Source organism: Saccharothrix luteola (assembly GCF_020859565.1).
Classification (GTDB): domain Bacteria; phylum Actinomycetota; class Actinomycetes; order Mycobacteriales; family Pseudonocardiaceae; genus Actinosynnema; species Actinosynnema luteola.
Window position 1 is genome coordinate 192542 of sequence record NZ_JAJHUO010000014.1, and the last position, 20677, is coordinate 213218.

Genomic DNA, 20677 nt, shown 5'->3' on the forward strand with positions numbered 1-20677 from the left:
GTCACTCCTCTACCGGCTCGGGGGTGCGGTCGGCCCCGGACGGCGCCGCCAGGGACCGCACGGTCGCGGTCGTGTAGAGCGCGATCGCCACCAGCGCCGCCCCGAGCACCACGGCGACGAAGGCCGGGGCGAGCGCGGCGACGAGCACGCCCGCGGCGAGGGGCGCCACCGCGCCCGTGCCCTCGCCGACGACGCCCAGCGCGGTCCCGACCCGGCCCTGCATCCCGTCCGGGGTGCTGGTGATCGCCTTGCTCTGGAACGCGATGCTCAGCGCGGGGGTGAGGGCCGACACAGCGGCCAGCAGGACTCCCATCACCAGCGGCGGCGGAGTGGTCGTGAACAGGAACGCGACGACGACGACCAGCCACGAGACGACCAGGACCAGGCGGGTCGGCGCGAAGCGGCGCAGGAAGAAGGGCGCGACCAGCGCCCCGCACAGGCCCGCCACCCCCGCCGCGGTGAGCAGCAGGCCGATCGTGGCGGCGGACGCGCCGTGCAGGCGCGCGACGAGGATGACGTGGAAGTACAGCGCGCCCAGCACCAGGTTGACGCTCGCGGCCCACGTGACCATGAACCGCAGGAACGGTTCGGCCCACAGGAACCGCACGCCGTCGGCGAAGTCGCGCAGGAAGGAGGACTTGTGTTCCTCCGTCCGCGCCGGTCGCAGGTCCGAGCTGAGCAGGCCCGCGCACAGGGCGGTGACCGCGTAGGCGAAGGCGTGGACGAGGAAGGGCGCCCAAGGCGCGACCTGGTACAGGCCACCGCCGATGCCCGGTCCGGCGAGCTTGGCGGCCTTCTCCCTGGCCTGCAAGGCGCCGAGCGCGCCCGCCGGGTCGTCCGTCGGGAGGATCGCGCGGATGGCGCCCGACGCGGCGGCCGCGTAGCAGGCGGTGGCCACGCCTTCCACGACCGCGGCGGCGAACAGCACCGGCAACGACGCCCGACCCGTGAGCACCACGAGCGCGATCACCGTCGCCGCGCAGGCCGCGACCAGGGCGGAGATCACCATCATCGGCCGGCGTGGCACGCGGTCGGCGTAGACGCCCGCCGCCGGCGAGACCAGCACCTCGGCCAACCCGACCACCGTCCCCAGCACGCCCGCCGTCAGCGGCGAGCCGCCGAGCAGCAGGACCAGCACCGGCAGCACCAGCGCCGAGGCGTGCGAGCCGAGCAGGGCAGCCGCGCCACCGAGCCAGAACAGCCGGAAGTCCCGGTGTCCGCGCACGCTGGTCCCGACCACCGACATCCCGTGGTTCTCCCGTCTTCCGGAATTGCGAAATCAAATCCGTGCGACGAACGGCGCACGGTCGGTTCGACGAACGGGTTCAGGACCGCCCTTTTCGGGGATAACGAGACCGAGGCAAGCCTGATATCGCGTCGACAACCCCTGTTTCACCAGTGGCAGCGGATGCTTCCCCGGAATTTATACACGCCCGACCAAGACCCGTCATGCACCCCGGCAGAGCAATTCCGCTGGCGTACGGACCATGGACAACTCCAACGGACGCAACCCGCGCGGAAGTCCGAAGCAATGGCCTTCGTTCGGTATTGCGCAACCGCGGTGACCCAGCGACCCTGTGTCTTCCGAGAAGCCCATCCATGCAGGTAGAGGACGTACAAACCCAAGAGGCGTCGCCCACTCACGGACGGCTGCCGTCCGCCGTGACGTTGATCGACACGGCAGATGGCCGGCCGTGCTGATCCGTTTTGCCTAAGGACGCCACGGCGCCGGATCACCGTCCTGCAACGTCGACCGGGCAATGCCCGTCCGCAGTTCCCCATCGGCGGCCGAGCATTCCTCGTGGCATTACTGAACCGAATCGCTCCGCGAGCGCCTGGGCCCGAAGACCGACTTTCAGGCGCCTTCGGCAGGCTTTCCCGTACCCGCGACAGCGCCGGGTTCGTCCGGTCGGCGCGGCACGAGAATGCGCCAGCCGTCCGGCAGGGGTGGCAGGGCGACGTCTTCCCCGCGGAGGAAGTCCGCCCTCCACCGCTCCCGGCGGCGGGCGTACCGGTGCTCCAGCACGGCGGCGATGAGGCAGCAGACCAGGGCGGCCGCCACGGTCACCCGAGCGTGCGCCCCGGCCGACCAGACCAGGACCGTCGTCACCACGGTGAGCAAGAGCAGGTCGTACAGCACCCGAACCACCTTGCCCCACAAGGGCGTCGGGACGTCGGCGCGCAGGTCCGTCAGGGTGTCGACCTCGTCCGCGCCGTACTCGCGGATGCGTGCGACCTCTGCCGTGCGCCGGCGCCACTCCTGGAAGGCCTCGATGATCGCGTTCGCGCCGGCCACGCCCAACCCGACACCGGCGGCGGTGGTGAACCACGCGTCCGGGCCCACGGCGACCACCGCCGCCGCGGCCAGGAGATCCAACACACCCGACGCCACCGACAACCCCAGGTCGCGCCGGAGGAGTCCGCGCGGCAGCGCCCCGCGGCCGATCGACGTCGCCACCGGGCGCAGCGCGACCATGTTGACCACCTCGTCACGCGCCCGCCGAACCCCCTCGTCCACCGGCGCCTCCCAGCACTCCTCCCGCGAGCACACGGATCCCCGTTCCGGCGACTCGTCAAACGCTGCCGCCCGGCCACCGGCCATCACGGGTCGCCGTCGGATCACGGCCGGCTCATACCAAAGTCGGGCCACCGGTAGCCGAAGGGGCACTGTCGATCACGGGCACGCCGACTACGGTTTGCCCGTCGCCGTGTCGAAGAAGTCCAAGGGGTGTGGGTCTTGTCAGGTGCAACGCTTGCGGAGAGATCGGTCGCGCGCCTGGGGCCTCGGCACCCGGTGGCCGCCGTCGCCACGGTCTCGCCCGCCGGGACCTCGGTGGCGAGCGTGGGCGCGCCCGACGACGCCGACTTCGAGATCGGCTCGATCTCCAAGGGGATCACCGGCCTGCTCTACACCGACGCGCGGGAACGCGGCGAGATCGGGCCGTCCACCACGCTGGGCGACCTGCTGCCGCTGGACGGCACCCCGGTGGCGGGCGTGACGCTGTCCTCCATCACCACCCACCACTCGGGCCTGCCGAGCCTGCCCGCCTCGGCCTCGCTGCTGCGCAGGTCGCTGGCGCTGTGGCTGCACGGCGCGAACCCGTACGGCGAAACGCTCGATGAGTTGCTCACCCAGGCACGTGGCGTGCGCCCCGGCCCACCCCGCCCCCGCTACTCCAACCTGGGCTTCCAACTCCTGGGCCACGCCCTGGGGAGCGCCGCCGGCACGACGTTCCAGGACCTGCTCCGCGACCGGGTCGCCACCCCTCTCGGCTTGGAGGTGTGCTACGCGCCCGCCACCCCGGCCGACCTGCGACCGGCCGCGCTCAACGGCACCACCAGGTGGGGCCGCAAGCGTCAGCCGTGGACCGGTGAAGCGCTGGGGCCGGCCGGGGGCATCCGCGCGCGCATCGGCGACATGGCCCGCCTCGCCGCCGCGCTCCTCGACGGCTCCGCGCCCGGCACCGCCGCCTTGGAACCCGTCGAGGACTTCACCGGCCGGGTGGTGCGCATCGGCGCGGCGTGGATCACGCTCGAGCGCAACGGCCGTGCGATCACGTGGCACAACGGCGGCACCGGGGGCTTCCGCAGCTGGCTGGGCCTGGACCGCGCGGCGGGCACCGCGGTGGTCGTCCTCTCCGCGACCGCGATCTCGGTGGACCGGCACGGTTTCGCGCTGCTCGAGCAGCTGACCGAGGAAGAAGGCCATCGAGTTTCTGCTGCGGGGGACTAGCCCGGGAACATCGTCAGTGCCGGGTCGACGCCGATCTCGACCAGCTGGTCGAGGGTCAGCGGCGGCTTCGACGCGGTCGGCGCGCCACCGATCTTGCCGGAGGTGTCGATGTTCTCGGCCTGCACGAGGATCCGCGTGCCGTCCTCGCGGTGGACCAGCACCTGGTTCATGGTGATGCCGCCTCCCATGTCCGCCGTCTGCTTGACGATCTCCTCACCCCGGGGGCCGGTCTCCGCCACGCAGGACGTCCGGGTCCCGAGGCCGGGATAGGAACACACGGGGCCCAGGCCGTCGTGCCAGGTCGGCGCCATGAGGACGAAGATGTTCCCGCTCCCGTCCGCCGTGGTCGTGGTCGCCGACGCCTCGAAGGTGGCGTCGGTGTCGCAGATGGACAGCTCGACACCCGGATCCGTCGGGTTCACCTGGTAGTAGTCGAGCGGCCCGTGTGGCGTGCCCGCGGGGTAGTCGCCCGCGGGGTTGGCCGACAGCTTCAGGTCCGGCCGTTGTGCCTTGACCGCGTCGGTCGTCGCCAGGGTCAGCCGCGCGGCGGCTTCGGCCGCGGGCTCCAGCCTGCCCCCGCACGGGGGCGGTGGCACCTTGTCATCCACGATGTCGACCGACGACGTGGACACCTTGGATTCGGCCGGCTGGTGCTGCGTGGTCGAGGACGGCGACATTGCGGACGTGGTGCCCGGCGACCCGCCGATCGGCGCGCCCCCGCCGTCGCCGCTGGTCAGCGTGTACGCGACGGCGCCGGTCAGCACCACGACGGCCACTCCGGCGGCGACCGCCGGGTTCGCCACCCGGCGAAGCCGGACCGCGCGGCGGCCGCGGGCGATGACCGCGTCCACGTCGACCGTGGACGGCGGCACCTCCCCGATCGCGTCGTCGAACAGTTGCTTGTCCATCAGTACCCCTCCCTGGTCGCCTGCGCGGCGCTGGTGCGCAACGTGTCGAGACCTCGCGCGGTCTGGCTCTTCACGGTGCCCACCGAACAGCCGAGGATCTCGGCGGTCTCCTCCACCGAGAGGTCGAGGTAGAGGCGCAGGACGACGGCGGCCCGCCGCCTCGGCGGGAGACCGTCGAGCAGGTCGAGCAGCTGGGCCCGGTTGACGACGGCGAACTCGGCCGTCGTCGGCAGTTCCGGCAGCTCCTCCACGGACTGCTCGCGACGCCACGGCCTCCGCTTCTCGTCCAGCCAGGTGCGCAGCAGCGCCTTGCGGACGTACGCGTCGATGCCGGCCGTCGCGCCGACCCTCGGCCAGTGCCGGTACAGCTTGCTGATGGTGATCGACACGAGGTCGTCCGCCGTGTGCCAGTCCCGGCACAGGAGGTACGCGGTGCGCCGCAAGGGCTCCAACCGAGCCGTCACGTACTCGCGGTACGCGTTCTCCTCGGACCGTTTCACCTCGATGACCTCCTGTGTCGTGCCTCTACACAAGCAGGAACGCACCCTGTGCGCCGCGAGGTTGCCCGGTGATGGAAATGATCGTGAACCCGTTCGTGGGCCGGCGCGTTCGTCGTCCCATGATCCAGGTCACTGTTGATAACGGTTATCAGTGCGGTTAGGCTCGCGCGGTCCCCCCTGCTCAGAGTGATCGGCTTCGTCATGGCTGTTCGTCCCCGGTCGTCCCGGTCGGCCGACCGTGATCGGCGGGTGTCCGCGCGCCGGTCGCCAACCGCGCAGCGGGTGGTGGTCTCGGCGCTCGCCCTCGCGATCCTGGTGCTGGTGGTCGTCTCCGGTTCGGTCGGGACGGTCGAGGTGGGGGTCGTGGACACGGCGCGAATCGTGGTCGGGCACCTCGTGCCGAACATGCCGTGGATGTCGGACGGCAGCCTGACCGTGTTGCAGGACCAGGCGGTGTGGCAGTTCCGGTTGCCGCGCGCGTTGTTGGCCGGTCTCGCCGGGGCGGGGCTGGCGTTGGCCGGGTCGATCATGCAGGTGATCGTGCGCAACCCGCTGGCCGAGCCGTACCTGCTCGGTGTGTCGTCCGGCGCGGGGGTCGGGGCGGTGCTGGTCATCACGCTCGGGTCGGCGGCCGTGGGCGGCCTTCCGCTCGGCGCGGCGGCGTTCGCCGGGGCGTTGGTGGCCAGCGCGTGCGTCGCGCTCGCCGCACGGCACCGCGGCGTGCTGTCGCCGACCAGGATGATCCTGTCGGGGGTGGCCCTGGGTTCGCTGTTCAGCGCGGTGACGAGCTACCTGACGTTGACGACCGAGGCGCAGAACGTGTTCAGCGTCCTGTTCTTCCTGCTGGGCAGCGTGTCCGCCGCGTCCATGGGCTCGCTGGTCGTGCCCGCGGTGGCGTTCGTGGTCGCGTGCGTCGTCGTCGGGTTGCGGACGCGGGCGATGAACGCGCTGTTGACCGGTGACGAGTCCGCGACGGCGTTGGGCGTGGACGTCAACCGGCTGCGGGCCGTCCTCCTGGTGACGTCGGCGCTGCTGACCGGGTCGATCGTCTCGGTCAGCGGCGGCATCGGCTTCGTCGGCCTGGTGATCCCGCACGTGGCGCGCATCCTCGTGGGCGCCGACCACCGGCGGATGCTCCCGGTCGCGGTGCTCGGCGGTGCGGCGTTCCTGATGCTCGCGGACCTGTTGTCGCGCACGGTCGCCGCACCCGCGGAAGTGCCCATCGGCATCCTCACCGCGGTGGTGGGCGCGCCGTTCTTCCTGTGGCTGATGCGCCGAGACACGGGCGCACGGGCGGGGCTGGACCGATGAGGGTGCGCTTCGACCACGTCAGCGCCACCCTCGGCGGGCGCGACGTGCTGCACGACGTGGACCTCGAAATCCGCCCGGGTCGGTTCCTGGGCCTGGTCGGCCCCAACGGCAGCGGCAAGTCGACGCTGCTGCGCACGCTCTACCGGGCCGTCGCGCCGTCGGCGGGCCGCGTGCTGCTGGACGAGCACGACGTATGGCGCACCGATCGGCGCACCGTCGCCCGGTCGGTCGCGGTGATGACCCAGGAGACGTCGACCGAGTTCGACCTGACGGTGCTGGACGCCGTGCTGCTGGCCAGGGTGCCGTTCCAACGCGGGTTCGGCCGCGACACCGACGCCGACCTCGACCTGGCGTGGACCGCGCTGGAACGGGTGGGCGCGACCGACGTCGCCGACCGGCCCATCGGTCGCCTGTCCGGAGGGCAGCGGCAGCGGGTGATGCTGGCCCGCGCCCTCGCCGCGGACGCGCCGGTCCTCGTGCTGGACGAGCCGACCAACCACCTCGACATCGCCTTCCAGCTGGAACTCATGCGGATCGCGACCGGCTTGGACCGCACGATCATCGCGGCGCTGCACGACCTCAACCTGGCCGCCACCCACTGCGACGACATCGCGGTCCTGGACGGGGGACGGCTCGTCGCCATCGGCCGGCCGGCCGAAGCCCTGACGCCCCGCGTGGTCAAGGACGTCTTCCGGGTCGGCGTCGACCAACTCACGCATCCGCGCACCGGCCGTCCGGTCCTGGTCTTCGACCACCCGGGTCCGGCCGGTCCGGGTCCCACCGAGCACAGAGATGAGATCCATGCGTAGCACCCTGTCCCTGCTCGCGATCGGCATCGGCGTCACGCTGGTCGCCGGCTGCGGTTCCCCGGTCACCCCGACCACCCCGACGAGCGCCGCCGGCGGCGCGGTCACGATCACCAACTGCGGCCGGGAGGTCACCGTCGCCGGCGCGCCGGGCGCGGCGGTCGGGTTGAGCCCGTCGCAGACCGAGCTGCTGCTCCGGCTGGGCCTCGCGGGGTCGCTCGTCGGGCAGGCGCAGACGGCCACCGCACCGCTGCCGGAGGACGTGGCGGGTCTGGCCGCGGACGTCGCGGTGCTGAGCGAGTCCAAGCCGCCGAGCCGGGAGCAGCTGCTGAACGCGAAGCCGGACTTCGTGTTCTCGCCGACGACGTACGAGTTCAACGCCGAGCAGGGCTTCGCGAGCCTGGAGCAGCTCCGGGAGGCGGGCGTCGCGGCGTACGTCGCCACCGGAGGGTGCGCCGACCGGCGCATGAGCGGCACGGTCGAGGACGTCTTCACCGACCTGGAGAACCTCGGCAAGGTCTTCGCCGTGCCCGACAAGGCCGCGCCGCTGATCGAGAAGGGGAAGGCCGACCTGGCCGAGGTGGACGCGGCGCTCGCCAACCGCGAGAAGCCGACCGTCGCCCAGGTGTACCTGGAGGGCACCACCGTGACCGCGATCGGCGCCGGGATCGAGTACGACATCATCCGCCGGGCGGGCGGGGACAACGTGTTCTCGCCGCAGGACCCGCAGTTCGCGAAGTTCTTCGCCGCGCAGATCACCCCGGAGGCGCTGGCCGCCGCCAACCCCGACGCGCTGGTGTTCGCCGCCAACTCCCCCGAGCACCGGCAGTCCACCGTCGACTACCTGACCCGCACGTTCCCCGACATGACCGCGGTGCGCGAGCAGCGGCTGATCGCGATCGACGCCTCCGACACCTACCCGGGCACGCTCGGGAACGTCTCCGTGGTGCGGGAGATCGCCGAGCGGCTGCACCCGGACGCCTTCACGTCGTGATCCACCGCAGGCTGCTGCACCTGGCGGGTGTCGTCCTCGGGCCGATCGCGCTGCTGGCGGTGCTGTCGGCGCTGGTGTCGGCCTGCCACGTCACCGGGGCCGTGCTGACGGCCGCCGTCCTCGCCGACCTCACCGGCGGGGACGGCGCCGGCGTGGTGCCCCTGATCGCGGCGCTCGTCGGCGTCGTCGCGGTGCGAGCGGCCCTGCTGTGGCTGCGGGAGGTCGCCGCCGCCAGGTTCGGCATCGCCATCCGCACCCGGTTGCGCGGCGAGCTGCTGCGCCGCATCACCGCGCTGGGGCCGGCGTGGGCGCAGGGGGAACGGTCCGGCGCGATCACCCACACGGTCGTGGACGGCGTGGAGGCCCTCGACGCCTACTACAGCCGCTACCTGCCTCAGCTGCTGGTGACGTGCCTCGTGCCCGCCGCCGTGACCGGGTGGCTGTTCACGGTCTCGGTCCCGGCCGCCACCGCCCTCGCCTCGGCGGTGCTGTGCGCCGTGGTCGTCCCCCGCTTCTGGGACGCCCGGCTGCTCCGGACGGGACGGGACCGTTGGCGCGCTTACGAGAAGCTCGCGGCGGACTACCTGGAGGCGACCCAGGCGATCGGCGTCCTGCGGGTGTTCGGCGCGGGGAAGCGGACCGGTGACGCGCTCGCCGCACGCGGCGAACACCTGCACCGCGCCACGATGGCCCAGCTGCGGGTCTCGCTCGTGGAGTCGGCCGTCAGCGCGCTCGCCCTGCACCTGGGCACCGCCGCCACCATCGTCGTCGCCTGCGCCGGAGTCCTCGGCGGCACCGCGCCGTCGGGGTCGGTGCTGCTGTTCCTGCTGTGCGCCAGGGAGTGCTTCCGCCCGGTGCTCGACCTGTCGGCCCACTGGCACCTCGGCTACCAGGGGCTGGGCGCGGTGGAGGGCATCGACGAGATCCTCACCGCACGCCCGGCCGTCGCGGACACCGGCACGCGCACCGATCCCGCGTCTCCCGGGGCGGGGCTGCGGTTGCGCCACGTCGGCTACCGGTACCCGAACGGGGCAGGGGTGGCGGACGTCGGCTTCGACTGCGCGCCCGGTGCCACCACCGGGATCGTCGGCCCGTCGGGTGCGGGCAAGAGCACGCTCGCCCGGCTCATCATCCGGCACGTCGACCCGCAGCACGGGACGATCGAACTCGACGGCACCCCGATCACCGACTACACCCTCGCCGCCCTGCGCGCGAGCATCGCGGTCGTCGGCCAGCACACGCACCTGTTCCACGGCACCGTGGCGGAGAACCTGCGCCTCGCCCGCCCCGACTCCACGCCGGAGGAGGTCCGCACCGCCGCCCACGTCGCCGACGCGCTCGACTTCATCGAGGCGCTCCCCCGGGGCTTCGACACGGTGCTCACCGAGAACGGGTCCCGGCTCTCCGGCGGGCAGCGGCAACGGCTCGCCATCGCCAGGGCCGTGCTCGCCGCGACACCCGTGCTGCTGCTGGACGAGGCCACCTCCGCCTTGGACGTCGACACCGAGGCCCGCGTCCTCACCCGGCTCGCCGAGCACCGCCCGGGCACCACCCGGATCGTCATCGCGCACCGCGAGAGCGCCCTGCGCGACGCCGACGCGGTCGTCACGATCGAATCCGGCCGCGTCGCCGGCGTCGTCCCCTCGGCGGCACGACGATGAGCGGCCCGCTGCGGCGCCTGCTGCCCGTGATCGCCGAGCAACGGGCCACGTTCGGCTGGACCATCGCGGCCAACGCCGTCGCCCAGCTCGGCGCGCTGACCGCGGCCGTGGCCGGCACGTGGCTCGCGGGCCGGACCGCCGCGACCGGCGCCGCGCCGCTGGTCCCCGCGGCCGTCGTCCTGTGCGGCGTCGCGGTGCTCACCGCCGCGATGACCTGGCGCGAGTCGTGGGTCTCCCACGACCTGGCGTACCGGCTGATCACCACCCTGCGCGCCCGCGTGTTCGACCGCCTCCTGGTGAGCCTGCCCGACCGCCGAAAGCCGCGCCGCAGCGGCGACCTGGCCTCGGTCGCGTTCGCCGACGTCGACCGACTCGAATGGCTCTACGCCCACACCGCGGCCCAGGCGCTCACCTCCCTCGTGCTGATCGCCGCGACCACGACGCTGTCGCTGCTCGTGACGCCGTGGCTGCTGCTGGTGTGGGCGCCGTTCGTCGTGCTGACCGCGGCGCTGCCCTGGCTGTTCGGGCGGATCGCCACCCGGCAGGGCACCGAGCTGACCGCGGCGGCGGCCACGCTCAACGCCGAGCTGGTCGACACCGTCCGCGGCCTCGACGAACTCGGCGCCGCCGGCGCCCTGGACCGCCGCACCGCCGCGCTCGACCGGCACACCGGCGTGCTGACCGCCGTGCAGGCGCGGATCGGCTCCCGGACGGGCGTGGAACGCGCGGTCACCGACGCGGCGCTGTCGCTCAGCGCGATCGGTGCCCTCGCGGTCTGCGCGGTCAACCTGGACGCGGTCGGCCGCGCGCTCGCGCCGGTCGCGATGATCCTGGCCACGGCGGCGCTCGGCCCGGTCTCGCAGATCTCCGACCTGCTGCGCAACCTCGGCACCCTGCGTGCCGCCGGCAGCCGCATCGTCGACCTCCTCGACCGCGCCCCGGCGGTCCGCGAAGCCGCCGCGCCCCGGCCCTTGCCGGCCCGCGACCAGGCGACGGGTCTCCTGTTCGACCGCGTGACGTTCCGCTACGGCGACGGGCCGGACGTGCTGCGCGAGGTGTCCTTCACCGTCCGCCCCGGCGAACGGGTCGCGCTCACCGGCCCGTCCGGTGCCGGCAAGACCACCTGCGCGCTGCTGGCCGTCCGGATGTGGGATCCCGACACCGGCCACATCACGCTCGACGGCGTCGACCTCACCGAGCTGGCCGACGACGACCTGCGCCGCGCGATCAGCGCCGTGCCGCAGGAACCCGGTCTGCTCGCCGGGACGATCGCCACCAACATCCGCCTCGGCCGCCCCGGCGCCGACGACCCGGACATCGAGCGCGCGGCGCGGAGGGCGGGAATCCTGGACCCGCGGGCCGGTCTGCCCGCCGGACTGGAGACCGTCGTCGGCGAGGCCGGCGCCGGGCTGTCCGGCGGTCAGCGGGCACGGGTCGCTGTGGCCCGGGCGTTGCTGGTCAACCCACGCGTGCTCGTCCTGGACGAGGCGACCGCCAACCTCGACCCGGACGCCGACGAGGCCATCACCGCCGCGCTGACCTCGGCCGACGACACCGTCGCCGTCCTGGTCATCGCCCACCGCCCGGCGACCCTCGCCCGCTGCGACCGGGTCGTCGAGCTGCGCGAGGGGCGGTGCGCCACGTGATCGACCACGACACCACATCCGATCACCGCGTATATCAGTGATGATAATCGTTGTCGTCGGTGCGACCCGGGGGGATCCGATGGGACAGGACACGATCACCGAAGCACGCCGCGCCCTGATGAACATGATCTTCGGCTCGATGGCCTCCCAGGTCGTGAGCGCGTGCGTCCGGCTCGGCGTCGCGGACCCCCTCGGCGAAGCCGAACTGTGCACACCGGAGGTTGCCTCGACGTGCGGCACGCCGGTCGGCACGACGCGTCGCCTGCTGCGCGCGGCGACGGCGCTGGGCCTGGCGGTCGACCGCGGCGGTGACCGCTTCGCGCTGACCCCGATGGGCGCGATGCTCCGGTCCGGTGGGGAGGGCTCCCCGCACACCTTCGCCCGCGTGTTCACCGATCCGGTCATGGTGCGGCCGTGGCACCGCTTGGACGAGGCCGTCATCGGCGATCGCACCACCTTCGAGGACGAGTTCGGGGTGCCGTTCTTCGACCACCTCAAGACCGCACCGGACCTGGCGGCGGCGTTCAACGCGGCGATGAGCCAGGGCACCCACCTGGCCGCCGCCGCCCTGCCCGAGGCGTACGACTTCGGGCGGTTCGGCGCGGTGATGGACGTCGGTGGTGGCGACGGCACGCTGCGCGCGACCGGTGTGGCGTCGCGGTGCGCGGTCCGGACCGGCGACTTCTTCACCTCGTTCCCGGGAGGTGTCGACGCGATCCTGCTCAAGAGCGTCCTGCACGACTGGGACGACGAGCGCGCCACTACGATCCTCGGCCACTGCCGGCAGGCCCTGCCCGACCACGGCCGCCTGCTGGTGGTCGAGCCGGTCCTCCCCGAAGCGGTCGCGGACGCCCTGTCCCCGGTGGTCTACCTCAGCGACCTCAACATGCCGGTCAACGTCGGCGGCCGGGAGCGCACCCGTGCCGAGTTCGAAACCCTGTTGAGCGGCAACGGGTTCACCGTCGACGACGTCATCCCGCTGCCACCGTCCGGGTTCTGCCTGATCGAAGCCACCTGCTCCTGACGGGCCTGCCGACGGTGGACGAGAGCGCGGCCCGCAGAGGCGTCCAGTCGCGGATGACCCCGCACCGACGGGCGGTGCTGCGCGTGCTGGCCGCCCTGCCCGGTCCCGCGACCGCCCACTCGATCCACCGGGCGCTCCGGGCGGGCGACGAGCGGATCGGCCTCACGATCGTGTACCGGCAGCTCGCTTCCCTGGTGGACGCCGGCGTCATCGGCACCGGGCTGGACCGGGACGGGCGGCACGTGTTCCACCTCAGGACCGACGACTTCCGCGACTACCACCTCACGTGCGTCCGGTGCGGTCGCGTGACGCGGGTGGACGCCTCGGTCGCGCTGAGGTGGGCCGCCGACGCGGCGGTGGCCCACGGGTTCTCGGACATCGCCGTCTCGATCGACCTGAGCGGCCGGTGCGCGCGGTGCCCGGCTGGCCGGGCGACCGGCACCACCGCCGTTACCCCTTATCGGTGACCGGGTGCGGCGAACGGGCTGCGTACGTTCACCCGACCTGCCGCGGCACCCCGGCGGCTGGAACCGGTCATGCGTCGAGCACGGGCGTGGGGGTGGTCGAGACGGGCGGCGACGCGGTGGGCGGCGGCGGACCGGTGTTGGGTGAGGAACCGCCTGCCGACCCGAGCGCGACAACGCGACGACCACCTGGCCGGCCAGCCGTTCGTCCAGCGGGTGCTCCTCCGCCAACGCGGTCAGCTCCGCCATCACGTCGGCGTGCCGACCCAGCCGCAACGCGAGGTCGTTGCGGTGCAGCACCGCCTGCCAACGCTCCTGCTCCACCGTCCGCCGCACCGCCTCCGCCCAGGTGCCCTGCAGCCCGCTCAACGCCGGACCGCGCCACAACCCGAGCGCTTCGCCCACCGAGGCCAGTGCCGCCTCGTCGGGTTCGCGCCGCCACCGGCTGACCAGACCGCGGAACCGGTGCAGGTCCACCTCGCCCTCGTCCACCGGCAGCACGTACCCGGCGTGCGTGCGGTCGATCGCGACGCCCACGTCGACCAACGCCTGCCGCAGGCGGTACACGTAGCCGTACAACGTGTTCCGTGCCTGCCGGGCGGCCGATCACCAGCACGGGGGATCTCGTCTCGGTGTGATCTTCGAAGCGTTGTGCGGCGGCATACTGGGTGGGTGGCGGGAACGCACAACGAGATCAGCGGGACCGTGGTGGGCAACGTCGTCCAAGCGCGCAACGTCACCATCGCGGAAGGTCCTCGGCCCGTCGGTGGCCCGGTCTGGTTGGTTCCCGCAGCACCACGCGCCTGGGTCGAGCGTGCCGGTGTCGACGACGTGGTTCAGCGGTTGACGCGGGGAACCGCGCCGGTCGGCGTCGTCGGGCCCGGCGGGTTCGGGAAGACGATGCTGGCCGCCCAGGTCTGCGCGCGGGTGCGCGACCGGTTTCCCGGCGGCGTGCTGTGGGTGGGTTTGGGCGAGCACGTGCCCGACCCGGTGCTCGCCGACAAGGTGAACGACTTGAGCGAGGTCGTCAGCGGTCATCGGCCTCGACTGACCGACCCGGTGGTGGCGGGTCAGCACCTCGGGCGGCTGTTGGCGGAGCGGCCGGCGACGTTGCTGGTCGTGGACGACGTGTGGTCGGCGGACCGGCTGGCGGCGTTCCCCGACGTGCCGCAACTGGTGACCACGCGCTTGCGCGGAGTGCTGCCGCCCCGTGCCGAGGTCGTCGTGCTGGCCTCGATGAGCGCCGAAGAGAGCAAGGCGTTGTTGACCTCCGGCATAGCGGGTCTGACCGGCACCGCCCGGCTGGAACGGCTCACAGGTCGATGGCCGATCCTCCTGTCGCTGGTCAACAGCGCGATCCGGTACGAGGTCATGGATGGCACCCCGCCGGACAGGGCCGCGGGGTTGATCGCCGAGCAACTGGCGCTCGACGGTCCGGCCGGCTTGGACCTCGCGAGCGCGGATCGCCGCGACTCGGCCGTGGGCGCCACGATCGAGGCCGGCGTGCGCAGGCTCGACGAGGTCGGGCGTGACCGCTTCCGGCAGTTGGGCGTCTTCCCGGAGGACGTCGACATCCCCGTCGAGGTCGCGGGGATTCTGTGGGGAGCGGATCCGCGGGTGAGTCGCGCGTTGTGCCGGCAATTGGCCGACGCCGCACTGGTGACGAGATCGGGCGACGCCGTGCGGCTGCACGATGTCCTCCGCACGTACTTGCGCAAGACCCTCGGTGAGGAACGGATCACCGTGCTGAACGCGACCCTCGTGCAGCGGTTGCGAGCGGAGGTCCCGGATGACTGGGCCGCGGCACGTCCGTACACGCGGCGACACCTGGCGGGTCACGCCGCCGCGGCAGGGCTGCTCGACTCGTTGGTGGTCGACGCGGGTTTCCTGCTCACCGCCGACCAGCCGGAGTTGTTGGCCGTGCTCGGCGAGGTCCTCTCGGCACGGGGGCGGACCGCGGCCTGGGCGTACCGGCGGGTGGCCCACCACCTGCGCGATCGCCCCGCCGCCGAACACCCCGCCTATCTCGAACTCGCCGCGCGCCGCGCCGGTGACCAGGACTTGGCTGAGGTCGTGCGCGCGTCAGCAGGGCAGGCACCGTGGCGGTGTGTCGCGGCCATGTGGGCGCCGGAACAGCCGTACGCGGTGCTGACGCGGCACAGCAGCCCGGTGATCGCCCTCGACGTCGCGCGCCTGCCGGACGGTCCCGTGTGGGTGTTCAGCAAGGACATCAGGGGGACCGTGCGGATCACGGACATCACCGGCAGCAAGGCGGTGGAGCCCGATTGGCTCGGCTCGCTCCAGGGTTGCGAGCGACTGGTGTGCGTGCCACTGCGCAACGGTGAACCGGTGTTGGTGGTCTGCGGGCAAGGTGGGACCGTCACCGCTCGCAACCTGGTCACCGGACGCGCCACCACGTGGCGCGGACCGGCGCACGGAGACCGGCGGGCCGATGTCCGGGCGGTCGCCTGGACCGACACGCCACGCGGACCTGCCGTGTCGATCGCTTTCGACATGTACGTCGTACTCACCTGGGACGTCACGACCAACCGCCGGATCGGTCCTCCGCTGTCCGGGACGGATCGGCGCCACGCTTACGCGATGATGGTCGAGTCGCGCTCGGACGGCACGCTCGCGGTCACGGTGGTCGATCCCGCTCATGAGAACTTCCTGCCCGAGTGGGTGGAGGTGTGGGACGCCCGGACCGGCCGACGATTGCCCGCGGACCCGATCGGCCTCGACCACACCGTTGTGCCGCTGCCGCTCGACGTGGTGCTCGCGGCCTCGATGCGGCCGAAGAGCAGGGTGGTGCTTCCTGATGGCCGAGAGCTGCGCATCCATCGGGACGACCGCACCATCCGGTTGTGGGACCCCGCGGAACCCGAGGTTCCGGGCGTGGAGGTCGAAGTCGACGCCGACACCGGCGAGATCGCCGCCCTCGCCTCGACCCGCACATCGGACGGTCGCGTCATCATCGCCTCCAGCGGCCGGGACGACGGCGACGTGCGGCTGTGGGACGTGTCGGTTCCACGCGCGGACGGCCCGACGCCGTTCCGGATCGGCCCGGTGACGCAGATCGTCGCGGCGGGGCGGCACGTCGTCAGCACGCACGTCGAGCAGTACGGCGGACAGGCGCACTGGGTATGGGAGAGCGGTCGGAAGACGGCGGTGCTGAAGCGTGGCGACAGCCACGTCGCCGTCGCGGTGGTGAACCGTGCGGGCGTCACACTGCTGCTCGTCCCTTGGGACAGGCGAGTGATCGAGGTCCTGGACCTGACCTCGTCGCCCGTCAACTCGAAGCTGATGCCGCGACTCGTGCACGACATGACGGCCCTCACCGCATCGGCTTCACCCGACGGTTCGGTGGTGGGGATCGTGGCGACCGAGGCACCCGCCCTCCACGGGATCGACCTGCGCACGTCGACTCCACTGTGGACCGTGCGTGATGGCGGCGTGACGGCGCTTTGCGCGACGACCGACCGGAACGGGCGGACAATCGTGCTGTACGCCGACTCGCGCAACGAGATCCACGCGATCGACGCCGCGACCGGCACGTGGGTGAGGCGGCGGATCGGCACGCGCTGGGCTGCCCGCATCACCGCGGACAGGACGAGGTTCATCTCGGCTTGGCCGGGTGGCGAGTTGTTCGTCGTCACCGGGACGTCCATGGTGGTGTGGGACTTGGAGGTCGGTGGACCGATCACGTCGCCAACCGAGGGCGCCGCGACCGGCCATGCCCCGGTGTGCGGCACGACTCCGGACGGGATCCGGTGGATCGCCACCACCCGCGGCACCCTGGTGTGCTGCTGGCGGCTGGACTTGCCGGTCCGCGACGACCCGCCGCCCAGTGCGCGCGGTGATGTCGCGGGGGCGGAGGGCTCGGTCGACTTCGCCCCATCGGCGCACCTGACCTTGGCGTGGGAGGCCGACCTGGAGTTGCCGATCACCGCACTCGCCGTTGACAGCGACGGGTCGTTCCTGGTGGGCACTCGACGCGGCATGGTCCGACTGCGCAGTTCCCCCGCGACACCGGGACGAAGTCGAACGCCTCGACCCACCAGGGCACCCGAGGGCGAAGCGTTATCGACTGGACCCGTCGTGTTCACCCGGCGGGTGTAAAGGTGTGATCGTCAGGGCCATGGGGGGATCGCTGGAGGACGGGTGGCCGAGGAACCGCTGTTACGGATCAGGCAACGTCCGCCCCGGCCCAACCACGCCCCGGCGCTGGTGGTCGGCGCGGTGGGCCTGATCCTCCTGGTGCTGACGCCCGCCGTGGTCCGACCCGCGCCTCCGGCGCAGCCGGTCACCGTCGTCCTCGGCAAGATGGGGTCGAAGGTCGACTTCTTCCGCGACGGCAAGGTGCAGGAGATCCTCAAGCGCCGCGACGTCGAGGTCGTCGTGCACAACACCGGCTCTCGCGAGATGGCCACGAACGACATCGACCAGTACGACTTCGTGTTCCCCTCGGGCCAGCCCACGACCGACCTGATCCTGGCCGACCGGGAGGCCCGCGACCAGTTCGCCCAGGCGCACGTCCCGTTCGTCAGCCCGATCGTGCTCGCCACCTACCGCCCCTACGCCCAGGCGCTGCGGGACGCGGGCGTGGCCACGCCGATGGACCCGAGCCGCCCCGACACGCTGTACTACGAACTCGACATCGGCGCGTTCATCCGGCTCACCGAGCAGGGCAAGCGCTGGAACGACATCGGCATCGGCACGTACGGCATCACGAACAACAACCTGGTGCTCGCCCACACCTCCGACGTGTGCAAGTCCAACTCGGGCGGCACGTACCAGGGCCTGATCGCCTACGCCAGGAACGGCGGCCGGATCGCGAGCTCCGAGAGCGAGGCGGTCGCGCTCGGCGAGTCGCTGAAGTCGTTCTACCGGCAGCAGGGCGCGCCGACGCCGGACCGCGTCCCCTTCTACCTGTCGCAGGAGGGGAAGCGGATCGCGCCGATCGTGGTGATCTACGAGCACCAGTACCTCGCCCACCAGCTGCGCCGCCCCACCGGGCAGCCGGACCTGGAGCGGGTCCTGCTCTACCCCGCCGACCACTTCGAGACCCAACCGTCGTTCATCGCGCTCAACGAGCGGGGAACGCTGCTGGCCCAGCTGCTGCGGACCGACGCGGAGCTGCGGAAACGTGCCGTCGAACTGGGGTTCCGGGTGCTCGACGCGGGCCAGGACACGGCCAGCCCGCAGTTGGCCGGCCTGCTCGCCGACCGCGGCGTCGAGGCGCCGTCCTCGACCGACGACGACACCCGCGCGTACCTGCCCTCGGTCGACCTGTTCGAGAAGCTCATCACCACGATCGGCGACTGCCGGTGACGCGGCCCGTCGCGCGGAGGCTGACCGCGCTGTGCGCGGTCCTGGCGCTGCTCGCGGCGTGCACCACCGAGCGGCCACCGCACGTGACCCTGCGGGTGCTCGCCTCCTCCGAACTCGCGGACATGGGTCCCCTGCTCGACGAGTTGCGGCGCGACACCGGCGTGGAACTCGTCCTGGAGCACCGCGGCACGATCGACGCGACCAACGCGCTGAACCCGGGCGACTACCGGCACGACGTCGCCTGGCTGTCCACGGACCGCTACTTCGACCTCAAGCTCAAGCAACTCGGCTTCACCGGGGAACGGCCCCCCAGCAGCAGGTTCATGTTCTCGCCGCTGGCCATCGGGGTGAAGCCGAAGACCGCGGAGCTGCTCCGCTCCTCCACCGCGGACCGGCAGCTGTCCTGGGCGGACCTGGCCGACCGGTCGGCGGCGGGGATGGTGCGCTTCGGCATGGCCGACCCCCAGCACGCGGGCAGCGGGCTGTCCGCGCTGATCGGTGTCGCGACCGCGGCAGCAGGTGCCGGCGGCGCCCTGCGCGAGGAGGACGTGACCTGCGACCGGCTCCGCGGCTTCTTCGCCGGACGCACGGTCACCGAGGACACCTCGCACCGGCTGGCCGAGTCCTACGCCGCCGACCAGGACGCCGCGGACGCGCTGATCAACTACGAGTCGGTGCTGCTGTCCCTGAACGCGAGCGGGAAGCTGCGCGAGCCGCTGGAGATCCTGTACCCGCGCGACGGCATCATCCTGGCCGACTACCCGATGCTGCTGCTCGACCCGACCAAGCGGGACAGCTTCGACACCGTCGTGGGCTGGTTCGAGTCGGAGCGGGCGCAGCGCGGGATCATGGAGCGGACCTTGCGCCGCCCGCTGAACAACCAGGTGCCGCGCGACCCCCGGTTCCACGACTTCGGCACGAACACGCTGTACTTCCCCGAGCGCAAGGAGACCGTCGACCGGCTCACCGCCGAGTACGCCGACCCGCTGTCGCGCAACCCGTCCCACGTGATCTTCGTGCTCGACTTCTCCTCGTCGATGGAGGGAGCGCGCATCGCCGCCCTGCGGTCCGCGTTCGCCGGCTTCAGCGGCGCCGACTCGTCGGAGACCGGCAAGTTCACGCGCTTCTACAAGGGCGAGAGGTTCACCATCATGCGCTTCGGCGGCGCGGTCCTCGACGAGCGCGACTTCGTGATCTCCGACCAGGCCGACTTGGACGCCATCCGCGACCACATCGCCACCGACCGGTTCGACCAGGCCACCGGCGTGTGGTCGGCACTGGACGCCGCCTACGCCAAAGCCGCGGCGGTGACCGGGGCGAACCCGGGGTCACCGGTCACCATCGTGCTGATGACCGACGGTGAGAGCAACGCCGGGCTCAGCCTGGCCGACTTCCTGCGCAACCACGAGGCGCGCGATCCCGCGGCGAAGGCCGTCCACACCTACACCGTCCGGTTCGGCGAGGCCGACCCCGTGGAGCTGGACCGGGCGGCGAGGGCCACCGGGGGTCGCATGGTCGATGCGAACGCGACGTCCCTCGCCGAGGCCTTCAAGGAGATCCGTGGCTGTCGATAGCCCTTGGTTCTGGGTCCTGGCCACCCTCGGCGTCGCGCTCGTCGTCGCGGCGGTGGTGCTGCACCGACGTCACGGGCGGTCCCCGCGCGAGGTGGCCGGCACCATCGGCGAGCACGAGGTGCTGATCTACCTCAACGAAACCATGGTCATGGAGATGTTCCAGAACCGGGGCAACGTGCCGGCGCTCAAGCGGCTGGTGGAGCAGTACACCCGGGAGAACGCGGAGGGCCGGGGCGAGGTGAAGGTCCGCTGGTTCAACCTGGGCGGGAACCGGGTCCACGAGGCCCAGCGAGCCGAGTCCTTCGAGGCCGAGGACCGGCCGATCACCGCGATCCGCGACGTCCTGCGGCAGCTCGAGGCCGCCGACGCCATCGTCTACGCGGACTTCCACAAGGGCGAGGTGCACGCGCACCGGAGCCTGGTCGACGGCGGCGCCGCGGACGCGAAGCTCAGCGAGACCAGGATGTTCCTCTCCGTCGACGGCCTCTTCGAGAAGTACAAGGAGGGCGACGAGTCCGACGAGGAGTACCTGCGCCTGCGCGCGCCGTACCCGGGTGGTGACGCCCACGTCCGGGTCAAGATCGCGCGCCGGGGTGTGCGGGAGCAGGACGTCCTGCCGGAGGACACGTCGTTCCGGGCCCGCGTGCTGGGCAAGGTGGAGAACTGGGACGCCGGCGACAAGGTCCTCAAGATGTGGGCGCTGGCGGTCTTCCGCTGACCCTCGC

16 protein-coding genes and 1 pseudogene are annotated in these 20677 nt (G+C 72.2%); 12 read left to right on the forward strand and 5 right to left on the reverse strand.

The features are described from left to right. Position 1: 1 nt before the first annotated feature. Positions 2–1246: an MFS transporter gene (locus tag LNK82_RS20830; protein ID WP_230568698.1), complete on the reverse strand. Its 1245-nt coding sequence runs from the start codon at positions 1244–1246 to the stop codon at positions 2–4. Positions 1247–1855: 609 nt separating this feature from the next. Next, a complete protein-coding gene (locus LNK82_RS20835; protein ID WP_230568699.1) occupies positions 1856–2518 on the reverse strand; it encodes a hypothetical protein in 663 nt (220 codons plus the stop codon). Between the two features lie 276 nt (positions 2519–2794). On the opposite strand from LNK82_RS20835, the gene LNK82_RS20840 reads away from it, so the two are divergent. Beyond that, positions 2795–3733 carry a serine hydrolase domain-containing protein gene (locus tag LNK82_RS20840; RefSeq protein ID WP_230568700.1) on the forward strand — a complete coding sequence of 313 codons (939 nt, stop codon included), beginning with the start codon at positions 2795–2797 and terminating at the stop codon, positions 3731–3733. Here LNK82_RS20840 and LNK82_RS20845 read toward each other — a convergent pair. Then, positions 3730–4641 carry a hypothetical protein gene (locus LNK82_RS20845; RefSeq protein ID WP_230568701.1) on the reverse strand — a complete coding sequence of 304 codons (912 nt, stop codon included), beginning with the start codon at positions 4639–4641 and terminating at the stop codon, positions 3730–3732. The genes LNK82_RS20840 and LNK82_RS20845 overlap by 4 nt on opposite strands. After that, positions 4641–5141, reverse strand: a complete 501-nt coding sequence (locus LNK82_RS20850) for a SigE family RNA polymerase sigma factor (RefSeq protein WP_230568702.1) — start codon at positions 5139–5141, stop codon at positions 4641–4643. Before LNK82_RS20850 ends, LNK82_RS20845 begins: the two co-directional genes overlap by 1 nt. Before the next feature lie 249 nt (positions 5142–5390). On the opposite strand from LNK82_RS20850, the gene LNK82_RS20855 reads away from it, so the two are divergent. The 7 genes from LNK82_RS20855 to LNK82_RS20885 all read left to right on the forward strand — a co-directional run bounded on the left by LNK82_RS20855 (position 5391) and on the right by LNK82_RS20885 (position 13050). Further along, positions 5391–6452: a FecCD family ABC transporter permease gene (locus LNK82_RS20855; protein WP_230568703.1), complete on the forward strand. Its 1062-nt coding sequence runs from the start codon at positions 5391–5393 to the stop codon at positions 6450–6452. Further along, positions 6449–7261 carry an ABC transporter ATP-binding protein gene (locus LNK82_RS20860; protein ID WP_230568704.1) on the forward strand — a complete coding sequence of 271 codons (813 nt, stop codon included), beginning with the start codon at positions 6449–6451 and terminating at the stop codon, positions 7259–7261. The genes LNK82_RS20855 and LNK82_RS20860 overlap by 4 nt, the downstream gene beginning before the upstream one ends. Then, complete coding sequence (locus LNK82_RS20865; RefSeq protein WP_230568705.1) at positions 7254–8252, forward strand: ABC transporter substrate-binding protein; 999 nt, start codon at positions 7254–7256, stop codon at positions 8250–8252. Before LNK82_RS20860 ends, LNK82_RS20865 begins: the two co-directional genes overlap by 8 nt. Further along, on the forward strand, positions 8249–9913 hold the full coding sequence (locus tag LNK82_RS20870) for an ABC transporter ATP-binding protein/permease (RefSeq protein ID WP_230568706.1): 1665 nt from the start codon (positions 8249–8251) through the stop codon (positions 9911–9913). The genes LNK82_RS20865 and LNK82_RS20870 overlap by 4 nt, the downstream gene beginning before the upstream one ends. Beyond that, a complete protein-coding gene (locus LNK82_RS20875; protein ID WP_230568707.1) occupies positions 9910–11559 on the forward strand; it encodes an ABC transporter ATP-binding protein in 1650 nt (549 codons plus the stop codon). Before LNK82_RS20870 ends, LNK82_RS20875 begins: the two co-directional genes overlap by 4 nt. A gap of 79 nt (positions 11560–11638) precedes the next feature. After that, positions 11639–12583: a methyltransferase gene (locus LNK82_RS20880; RefSeq protein WP_230568708.1), complete on the forward strand. Its 945-nt coding sequence runs from the start codon at positions 11639–11641 to the stop codon at positions 12581–12583. A gap of 53 nt (positions 12584–12636) precedes the next feature. Next, positions 12637–13050: a Fur family transcriptional regulator gene (locus LNK82_RS20885; RefSeq protein ID WP_230568709.1), complete on the forward strand. Its 414-nt coding sequence runs from the start codon at positions 12637–12639 to the stop codon at positions 13048–13050. A gap of 210 nt (positions 13051–13260) precedes the next feature. Here LNK82_RS20885 and LNK82_RS48340 read toward each other — a convergent pair. Next, positions 13261–13614, reverse strand: a pseudogene (locus tag LNK82_RS48340) (AfsR/SARP family transcriptional regulator); the annotation flags it as partial. Between the two features lie 264 nt (positions 13615–13878). On the opposite strand from LNK82_RS48340, the gene LNK82_RS20890 reads away from it, so the two are divergent. From LNK82_RS20890 to LNK82_RS20905, 4 genes are read left to right on the forward strand one after another with little or no spacing between them, the layout of a single operon-like run. Beyond that, positions 13879–17166, forward strand: a complete 3288-nt coding sequence (locus LNK82_RS20890) for a WD40 repeat domain-containing protein (protein WP_372470536.1) — start codon at positions 13879–13881, stop codon at positions 17164–17166. A 42-nt stretch (positions 17167–17208) separates the two neighbouring features. Continuing rightward, on the forward strand, positions 17209–18378 hold the full coding sequence (locus LNK82_RS20895) for a hypothetical protein (protein WP_230568711.1): 1170 nt from the start codon (positions 17209–17211) through the stop codon (positions 18376–18378). Next, positions 18375–19952, forward strand: a complete 1578-nt coding sequence (locus tag LNK82_RS20900; RefSeq protein ID WP_308257243.1) for a vWA domain-containing protein — start codon at positions 18375–18377, stop codon at positions 19950–19952. The genes LNK82_RS20895 and LNK82_RS20900 overlap by 4 nt, the downstream gene beginning before the upstream one ends. Beyond that, positions 19939–20670: a hypothetical protein gene (locus LNK82_RS20905; protein WP_230568712.1), complete on the forward strand. Its 732-nt coding sequence runs from the start codon at positions 19939–19941 to the stop codon at positions 20668–20670. The genes LNK82_RS20900 and LNK82_RS20905 overlap by 14 nt, the downstream gene beginning before the upstream one ends. Positions 20671–20677 lie beyond the last annotated feature (7 nt).

What these genes read in the sequence shown, in the direction of transcription:
- LNK82_RS20830 (WP_230568698.1), bottom strand. Translation starts at nt 1,246, where the DNA reads ATGTCGGTGGTCGGGACCAGCGTGCGCGGACACCGGGACTTCCGGCTG.
- LNK82_RS20875 (WP_230568707.1), top strand. Translation starts at nt 9,910, where the DNA reads ATGAGCGGCCCGCTGCGGCGCCTGCTGCCCGTGATCGCCGAGCAACGG.
- LNK82_RS20865 (WP_230568705.1), top strand. Translation starts at nt 7,254, where the DNA reads ATGCGTAGCACCCTGTCCCTGCTCGCGATCGGCATCGGCGTCACGCTG.
- LNK82_RS20880 (WP_230568708.1), top strand. Translation starts at nt 11,639, where the DNA reads ATGGGACAGGACACGATCACCGAAGCACGCCGCGCCCTGATGAACATG.
- LNK82_RS20860 (WP_230568704.1), top strand. Translation starts at nt 6,449, where the DNA reads ATGAGGGTGCGCTTCGACCACGTCAGCGCCACCCTCGGCGGGCGCGAC.
- LNK82_RS20845 (WP_230568701.1), bottom strand. Translation starts at nt 4,641, where the DNA reads ATGGACAAGCAACTGTTCGACGACGCGATCGGGGAGGTGCCGCCGTCC.
- LNK82_RS20885 (WP_230568709.1), top strand. Translation starts at nt 12,637, where the DNA reads ATGACCCCGCACCGACGGGCGGTGCTGCGCGTGCTGGCCGCCCTGCCC.